The organism is Phenylobacterium sp. (genome assembly GCF_037968635.1).
Classification (GTDB): domain Bacteria; phylum Pseudomonadota; class Alphaproteobacteria; order Caulobacterales; family Caulobacteraceae; genus Phenylobacterium.
In genome coordinates this window covers 45083-51637 of record NZ_JBBKVV010000003.1, presented here as the reverse complement: position 1 = coordinate 51637, position 6555 = coordinate 45083, and the positions used below count along the sequence as shown (strand labels likewise).

The window sequence follows — 6555 nt, the reverse complement described above, 5'->3', positions numbered from 1 at the left end:
CCCAGCAGCACCTGGTCGCGCTCCTTGCCCTCCAGGCCGGCGACGAGGTCGGCGATGGCGGTGGGCTGGTCGCCGGCGGGCTCGTAATCGCTGACAAGCTTGAAGCGGCGCCCGCCCTCGGACTTCTGCGGGCGGTCGGGACGGTGCGGGACCCAGACGACCGGGCCGGCGGACTCGTCGTAGTCGAACACCGCCGACATGTCGGCGACGCCGGGCGCTTCGGCCGGGGCGGACTTCGTGGGACGGGGCATGAGGTCGAATTTAGGGTGCATGACCCCCGATGACTAGGGCGCCCTGGTGACAGGATGTGGCAGCAGGCGAACGCGCGGCGCGGCGGACGGGTTCACCGCCTTGCCGGGCTTGGCCGGCCGGGCCACAGTCGGTCGCATGAACACCTCCCGCCTGCTGGCCCTCGCCCTCCAGACCACGCGACGTATCACCTGCGCCACCAGGTCCGGCTCCGTCTGGGCGATGGCGTGACCGGACCGGGTGGCGATCACCGTCTCGCTGTCCGTGGACAGCGCCGCCAGCCGCGCCTGGCCGGCGCTCCAGCCGTCCTCCATCCAGGCCTGGGGCCCCGTGAAGGGCTTGCCGTGGGCGATCACGGCCAGGGACCGGTCGCCGAGGCCGCCGGCCACGCGCTGCTCTGGTGGGGCCAGCTCATAGGCCTCCACCTCGCCGGGGAGGGCGGCCATGTAGGCCGGGTGACGCCCTGGCCCGCGGAGCCGTGCGCTAGGGCTGTGGGTTTATTCGTCCCATCCTCGGGAACAACTTAGTTGGACTGCAGGATCACCCAGACCTTCGAGAAGTCTCCGGCTCTCGCGTCCTGTTCTCGAATCCAAAAGTAGAGCGATCCCACATCGTACCACATCATCCCTACGTCCTCGTCCGTGTCGAGTTGCAGCAGCAGCCGCCAGTCCGCAGGATCGCCGCCGCCATGGCCTAAGCGCCGGGCGATATTCTCGCATTCCGCCTCCATGTCGTCGCTTTGGACAGGAGCCGGATAGCCTCCGATCTGGTGCGCCGGGGCGGCGGGAGCCAAGTTCACCAGAGCCTCGTCCAGCGTGTCGGCCGATGCTGTGTTGAGGCGGCTCCAGTCGATCGCCGCTCTCTCCCCGCTCGGGTAGGAGGCGGTTGGCGCAAAGGTGATCGGGTAGGCTGGCAACTTGGCGTCGTCCGGAAGGTCGCCTGGCTCCGTTGCGGCGATTGGCGAACCCGCCTCATGGATCACGACCGCGCTTTCGGCGTCCTTCTCATCAAGGCCCCACGAGCCGTGCTCAAGCTCATAGAAAAACAGCAGGCGCCCGTGTCCAGGCAGCCATTCCGGCCCTCCAGCGGCTTGGATCTGGGCCAGATCCAGTTGCGCGACGCATGAGAGTGGTCGTCCTTGGTATCGCGGCCAGACGCCGGCCACCTCCGGCGTACCGCCAAGTCGTGACCGACCGTCGCCGCCCGAAACGAGCCGTAGGCACGATCGCGCCTGGGCCTTCAGCGCGGCGATGGACTCCGCCACCATCGGGGATATCCCGTCGTCGGGCGCGGCCTCAGGTCGTTGGCGAAAAAGCTTCCACAAGAACCGCATGCGCCAATCCCAGTTCGATCTGCCCAAGCCCACAGGTAGAACGAAAGGGAAACGTTGGTCAACGCTCCATGCCTTGAGGCAAGTGTTCACACGCCGCATTCTTGGTGTGTGCTGCCCGAGGCCATCTAGTCGGCGGCGGTGCATGTCCTAGGCAATGAGATCCTTTGGTAGCGGGTCATCGTCGCTAGGAAGCCCTGACATGTCATTCCAGAAGTGGATGGGCGTGTCGGTTCTGATGCGTCCGCTAAGCACTCCGGTCATGTTTGGTATCCATCCAAGTATTCCAAGCCCCCGCATGGTGGGAAAGCGGACAGCCTTCGATGAATTTGCCGGTGGCTCCACCCTGCCTCCGAATGCGCGGGCTATGCTGGAGCGACGTCCAAATCGTGCGTGGTCGCCGTTAAGTCGGTGTTGGGCCTTATGTTCATCGGGATGCATAGGCTGGATATTGTTCAGAGTATGGGTCCCGCCGTCGGCCACCGCTTTCGTGTGCGCCACATCAAAGTTGCGGCCGCCCGAAGTCTTCGGCCAGGGCCTCCCCTCTGCGCGTTCCCACTCACCGCGAAGGCGGCGATGGTGCGGGTTGACGATTTCCTGGAGGTCGCCGTCTTCGAGGGCTGCGGCGCTTTCCGGAAGGAACTCGGGGTAATCAGAAACCTCGGGCTCCATCGTGATCGGAAAATTGTCCGATCCGGAGCGCACGGTGCGAAAGCCGCCACGCCCGTCCGCGATCCAAAGTCTGTCATCGCGACCCGCAGCGAGGGGGCGTGCTCTCTCCGTGGATTCTCCGGCGGCAACGCGCCCGTTCACGCTCTGCCCGCGGCCGAAGAAGACCTGTTCGCGCCGGGCCTTCGGCCGCCTGTCGCTGCCGTTGAATTTCGTCCGGCGATCGCGAGTACCAGCGCCTAAGGGCTTCTCCATCCAGGCGCGCGGGATCGATCTGACGCTCAGCCATGCAGGCCTCCGTTCAATGAAAATTGTGCCCGGTCCGTAAACTCAGACGGGGCGATGACGCGGGGTTGGAAAGGGGATGAGCCCGGCGGGCCGAGCAGTCGCTCGGCCACGAGGGGTTACTCACCGTGCAGATATATTCACACGGATCAGGCCGAATGCAAAGAACAAAACAAGAACATTTTCAGCCTCGGACCTGGCGAGGTTCGCGGGCGGAACGATGCGAATCAGGGGCTGCCCTGCTGAGCTCTTCAGTTTTAGTCGGGGGATGACGCTAGCGCGTCTTCTTTCCCGCCGCCGCGATGGCCTTGTCGAGGTCGGCGAGGTCGACGCCGTCCACCTTCACGCCGTTGACGAAGAAGAACGGGGTGGAGTCCACGCCCCGGGCGACGCCGGCGTCCACCCGGGCCTCCAGGGCCTCGCGGTTGCCGGTGTCGGCGACGCAGGCGGTGACCTGGGCCTCGGTGAGGCCGGCGGTCTTGGCCACGTCGAGCAGGACGGGGCGCAGTTGGCCGGTGTCGAAGATTTCGGCCTGGCGGCGGAACAGGCTGTCGACCACCTGATAGTACTTGTCGGCCCCGGCGCAGCGGGCGGTGATGAAGCCGATGGCCGCCACGTTAACCGGCTCGGTGAGGAACTCATGCAGGGTGTAGCGGACCTTGCCAGTGTCGATGTACTTGGCCTTGAAAGCCGGGAAGACCTCATTGTTGAAGTGAGCGCAGTGATTGCAGCTCAGGGAGGCGTACTCCTCCACGTGGATCTTCGCCGTGGCCTTGCCCAGCGACAGGTCGCCGGTGGGATAGGCCGGCGCGGCGCCGGCGGCGCCGGCGAGGAAGAGCAGGGCGAGGCTGAGCAGGGCGTGACGCACGGGGGGAACTCCTGACGCGGGACGGCCTCAGGACACCGCCTGGCCCTCGCCTGTCAACTGAGGCGGTTGGCGTCGGGGCGCGTGAGCCGTCATAATAGGCGCAGGCGGGACTCATTTCCCGCCGATGTCATTTCAGTCGCGTAGATTCTTGGGGATTTCATGTCGGTTTCGACCGCGGCCGAACAGGTCGCACCGCCGCGCTGGCCCGACGGCTTCTTCACGGTCAAGGACGGGACCCGCCTGCACTATGTAGAGGCTGGCCAAGGCGTCCCGGTGATCCTGATCCACGGGGCGCGGGGCAGCGCCATCGGCAACTGGTTCTCCAACGGCATCGCGCCGAAACTGGCGCAGACCAACCACGTCTACGCCCTGGACATGCGGGCCCACGGCCTGTCGGGCGGATCGCGGCACAGCCACTTCAACATGGCTGACGACGTGCTGGAGTTCATGGACCAGATGGGCGTCTCCCGCGCCCATATCGCCGGCTACTCCATGGGCGGCGGGGTCACCCTGCAACTGCTGGCCCGGGCGCCGGAGCGGTTCATCACGGCCTGCTTCCAGGGCTCGGGGATCAGCGAGGTCGGCGAGTGGAAGGACAAGGTCCCGCCCGACGTCACCGGCGAGGCCCCCGACGAGGCCGCCGCCAACGCCCAGGTCAAGGCGCGACGGCAGGCCAAGGGCGAAGAGGTCGGCAACGACTTCGGCGACAGGATCCGCGCCAAGGTCCAGGCCGTGGCCGGCGCGGGCGCAGTGCGCAAGATGGAGGACATGGCCGGACGCATGATGGCGACCCTGACCAAGCTGGACCTGGCCAAGGTCGAATTCCCGGTGATGGCGATCAATGGCGAGTACGACCGCCCTAATGCCCGCACCCATCGAATGGCCCGCGAACTCGCGGATTTCACCAACCTGGTCCTGCCCGGCAAGGGCCACCTCAGCGCCATGATGGCCGGCTTCATTCCCGACGAATATGTCGACGGCTACGCCGCCTTTGTCGTCCGGAACAATCCGCCGGAGGCGAGAACGTAAAGGAATGTGACCGGGAGACGAATCCACGGGCCGGTTGGAACAGCGAAGGCTAAGCTTCCCGGCAATCGATTTGGGTGAGGGCCTAAGGCATGAACATCGCCGTCCTGGACGATGACCAAGCCCACAATGACCTGCTCGCGGCCATGCTGCGTCAGGCCGGTCACCGCTGCACTATCTATGAGCGCCCGCCGGCCCTGCTGGCCGACCTTCGCCGCCAGACCTTCGACCTGCTGATCATGGACTGGAACATGCCGGAGATGACCGGCATCGACGTTCTGGCGCGGCTGCCGGAGCTGCTCTCCACCACCCTGCCCGTGCTGCTGGTCACCAGTCGCTCTGTGGAGAGCGACGTGGTGCAGGGCCTGAACGCCGGGGCCGACGACTATCTGGTCAAGCCCTTCGAGCCCTCGATCCTGATGGCCCGGGTCGCGGCCCTGCTGCGCCGGGCCTATCCGGCGGCCCCGCCCACCAGCGGCGAGACCCACGAGGGCTGGACCTTTGACCCCGCCGCCGAGACCGCGAGCCGCGACGGCAAGACCGAACAGCTGACCTCCAAGGAGTTTCAGCTGGCCCTGACCCTGTTTCGCAACATGTCTCGGGCGCTCAGTCGCGACTACCTGCTGGAACGGGTCTGGGGGCATCGCGCCGATCTCGAGACCCGCACCCTGGACGCCCACATCTCCCGCCTGCGGGGCAAGCTCTCCCTGCGGCCCGCCAGCGGCTTCCGGCTTGTGACGGTCTACGGCTTCGGTTACCGCCTGGAACGCTGCCAACCGGTCCTGGAGGACGCTTCGTGAAGCTGCTGGCCCTGCTGCTCGCCCTCGCGCTTCCGAGCGCCGCCCTGGCCCAGCAGGCGCCGCCGCCCAGTTCGCCGGACGCCCGCTACGTGGTGCGCAAGGGCGACACCCTCTACACGCTCGGAACCCGCTACTTCGCCCGGCCCGGCGACTATCGGACCGTCCAGCGGCTGAACAAGATCCCGGACGCCCGGCGCCTGCAGCCGGGCTCGACGTTGGTTGTGCCCTATCGGTTGATGCGGACCAACGCCATCACCGCCGAGCTCGTGGCCTTCTCCGGTGCGGTGCGCATCGAGCGCAATGGCCAGCCGGTGGCGCCGCGCGTCGGCCTGCCGATTGTCGAGGGCATGCGGCTGACGACCCTGGCCAACGGCTTTGTCACCATCGAGCTGTCCGACGCGAGCCGCATCACCCTGCCGTCCAATTCCAGCGGCCTGGTGCGGCGCCTGCGGGAGGTCCCCATGACCGGCGGCCTGCTGCGGGTCTTCGACCTGGATCAGGGGCGCAGCTCCACCTCGGCGACCCCCAGTGACAATCCCAATTCCCGCTTCCTGATCCGCACGCCGCTGTCGGTGTCCGCCGTGCGCGGCACCGAGTTCCGGGTGGCGGCGCTGAGCGATGGTCAGGCCACCACCGAAGTGCTCAAGGGCCTGGTCGGCGTGGCGGGGAGCAAGACCGAGGTGGCGGTGGCCGAGACCTTTGGGGTCAGCGTCACTCCCGCCGCCGTGGGCGATCCCACCAAGCTGCCGCCGACGCCGAAACTGGTGCGCGGCGGCCGGGACCAGGAGGACGCGGTCGTGGCCTTCGAGGTGGAGCCGGTGGCTGGCGCGGCAGCCTACCGCCTGCAGTTGGCCAATGACGCCGGCTTCATCGACATCTTCAACGAGACCAAGACCGACAAGACGGCGGTCACCTTCGACAACATCCCGGACGGCGCCTATTTTGTCCGCGCCACCGCCATCGACGCTTTGGGCCTGGAGGGCCTGGCGTCCAACTACGGCTTCGCCCGCGACCTCAACGTGCTGGAGCCTGGCCAGGCTGCGGTGGAGCGGTCGGGCAAGGTGCGCAAGTACCTGTTCAAGTGGACGGCCACCGGCCAGGGCGCGCGCACCTTCCGGTTCCAGATGTTCGCCGACCCGCAGGGGCGCACCGCCCTGGTGGACCAGACAGGCCTGGAGGCGCCGCAACTGGTGCTGACCGACCTGCCGCCCGGGACCTATCACTGGCGGGTGACGGCGACGCGGCTCGCCAAGGGCAAGATCACCGAGAAGGTGGGCGGGCTTCAAGAACTCAACGTCGGGCAATAGCCGTGCCGGCTGCGGGGCGAT

At 67.1% G+C, this 6555-nt stretch carries 7 protein-coding genes; 3 read left to right on the top strand and 4 right to left on the bottom strand.

Features of this window, described 5'->3' with window-relative positions; genetic code table 11:
• The 4 genes from AAC997_RS00300 to AAC997_RS00285 form a co-directional block, all read right to left on the bottom strand.
• Positions 1–200, bottom strand: a 200-nt coding sequence (locus tag AAC997_RS00300) for a hypothetical protein (RefSeq protein WP_340643698.1), incomplete at its 3' end; no start/stop codon positions are given.
• Between the two features lie 84 nt (positions 201–284).
• On the bottom strand, positions 285–695 hold the full coding sequence (locus tag AAC997_RS00295; RefSeq protein WP_340643695.1) for a hypothetical protein: 411 nt from the start codon (positions 693–695) through the stop codon (positions 285–287).
• A 77-nt stretch (positions 696–772) separates the two neighbouring features.
• The gene (locus AAC997_RS00290; RefSeq protein WP_340643694.1) at positions 773–1582 is read right to left on the bottom strand and encodes a YwqG family protein; all 810 of its coding nucleotides are present in this window, start codon (positions 1580–1582) and stop codon (positions 773–775) included.
• Positions 1583–2807: 1225 nt separating this feature from the next.
• Positions 2808–3401 (bottom strand): thioredoxin domain-containing protein, encoded by a 594-nt coding sequence (locus AAC997_RS00285; protein WP_340643693.1) that lies wholly within the window; start codon positions 3399–3401, stop codon positions 2808–2810.
• 159 nt (positions 3402–3560) lie between these two features.
• On the opposite strand from AAC997_RS00285, the gene AAC997_RS00280 reads away from it, so the two are divergent.
• From AAC997_RS00280 to AAC997_RS00270, 3 genes are all read left to right on the top strand, one after another.
• Positions 3561–4430, top strand: a complete 870-nt coding sequence (locus tag AAC997_RS00280) for an alpha/beta hydrolase (protein WP_340643692.1) — start codon at positions 3561–3563, stop codon at positions 4428–4430.
• Between the two features lie 89 nt (positions 4431–4519).
• Entirely contained in the window at positions 4520–5227 is a 708-nt protein-coding gene (locus tag AAC997_RS00275; protein ID WP_340643691.1) for a response regulator transcription factor, read from the top strand.
• Positions 5224–6534: a FecR domain-containing protein gene (locus AAC997_RS00270; RefSeq protein WP_340643690.1), complete on the top strand. Its 1311-nt coding sequence runs from the start codon at positions 5224–5226 to the stop codon at positions 6532–6534. The genes AAC997_RS00275 and AAC997_RS00270 overlap by 4 nt, the downstream gene beginning before the upstream one ends.
• The last annotated feature ends 21 nt before the right edge of the window (positions 6535–6555 follow it).

Bases quoted from the DNA above. Each gene is read 5' to 3' on its own strand.
- AAC997_RS00290 (WP_340643694.1), bottom strand. From the start codon at position 1,582: ATGCGGTTCTTGTGGAAGCTTTTTCGCCAACGACCTGAGGCCGCGCCC.
- AAC997_RS00280 (WP_340643692.1), top strand. From the start codon at position 3,561: ATGTCGGTTTCGACCGCGGCCGAACAGGTCGCACCGCCGCGCTGGCCC.
- AAC997_RS00275 (WP_340643691.1), top strand. From the start codon at position 4,520: ATGAACATCGCCGTCCTGGACGATGACCAAGCCCACAATGACCTGCTC.
- AAC997_RS00295 (WP_340643695.1), bottom strand. From the start codon at position 695: ATGGCCGCCCTCCCCGGCGAGGTGGAGGCCTATGAGCTGGCCCCACCA.